1 protein-coding gene and 1 pseudogene are annotated in these 1233 nt (G+C 72.3%); both read left to right on the top strand.

Going from position 1 to position 1233, the window contains the following annotated elements:
• A pseudogene (locus FV228_RS30220) lies at positions 1 to 601 on the top strand (sulfate ABC transporter ATP-binding protein); the annotation flags it as partial.
• A gap of 39 nt (positions 602 to 640) precedes the next feature.
• Positions 641 to 1233: pyridoxal-phosphate dependent enzyme (locus FV228_RS30215; RefSeq protein ID WP_147857787.1), on the top strand; the 593-nt coding region annotated here is incomplete at its 3' end.

Below are 1233 nucleotides of genomic sequence, written 5' to 3'. Positions count from 1 at the left end.
CGTGGCGCTCGCGCGCGCGCTGGCCGTCGAGCCGCGGGTCCTGCTGCTGGACGAGCCCTTCGGCGCGCTGGACGCCCAAGTCCGAAAGGACCTGCGCCGCTGGCTGCGCGAGATCCACGACCGCACCGGCCAGACCACGATCTTCGTCACCCACGACCAGGACGAGGCCCTGGAGCTGTCGGACCGGGTCGCCGTGCTCGACCGCGGCCGCCTCGAGCAGGTCGGCACCCCGGACGAGGTCCAGGAGCACCCGGCCTCCGCGACCGTGATGAAGTTCTTGGGCGACCACGTCGAAGTGGAAGCGCTGGCCGAGGGCGGCCGCGTGCTGGTGCGCGGCCGGGAGACGCCGGTGGCGGCGCCGGCCGGGATCATCGGCCCGGTCAAGCTCTACGTCCGGCCCTGGCAATTGCAGCTCGCCGAGCCCGAGGCGGCGCACCTGTCCGGCACCGTGCGCAGCTCCTACCGCAGCCAGGGCCGCCAGCGCATCGAGGTGGTCGATACCGAGGGGCGGGTGCTCGCGGTGGAGGATTTCGACGGGATCCGCCACCCGGCCGGCCACCCGGTGGGCCTGCGGATCAATGGGGGGCATGTGTTCGGGTGAACCTCGTCAGACGCAGCACATCCGCCTAGGCTCCCGCCCATGACGACCCTGAATCGCACCGCCCACCCCGACATCCTCTCCGCAGTCGGCGGCACGCCGCTGATCCGCCTGCGCCGGGCTTCCGAGGAGACCGGCTGCGAGATCCTGGGCAAGGCCGAGTTCCTGAATCCCGGCCTGTCGGTGAAGGACCGGGCGGCGCTGTCCATCGTGCGGGATGCCGAGGCGAAGGGGCTGATCCGGCCGGGCGGCACCATCGTGGAGGGCACAGCAGGCAATACCGGCATCGGCCTCGCCCTGGTGGCCTCCGTGCGCGGCTACCGGACGCTGATCGTCATCCCGGTCACCCAGTCCGAGGAGAAGAAGCAGACCCTGCGGCTCGCCGGCGCCCGCCTCGTGGAAGTCCCGGCAGTGCCGTTTTCCAACCCGAACAACTACGTCCACGTCGCCCGGCGGCTGGCGGAGAAGCTTGCCGCCACGGAGCCGAACGGGGCGTTCTTCGCCGACCAGTTCGACAACGTGGCCAACCGGCAGGCCCACGTGGACGGGACCGGGCCCGAGATCTGGGAGCAGACCGGCGGCCGGGTCGACGGCTTCGTCTGCGCGGCCGGGACCGGGGGCACGCTGGCCGGCAC

It is taken from the genome of Methylobacterium sp. WL18 (assembly GCF_008040015.1).
Taxonomy (GTDB): domain Bacteria; phylum Pseudomonadota; class Alphaproteobacteria; order Rhizobiales; family Beijerinckiaceae; genus Methylobacterium; species Methylobacterium mesophilicum.
This window is presented reverse-complemented; position numbering and strand designations above follow the sequence as displayed.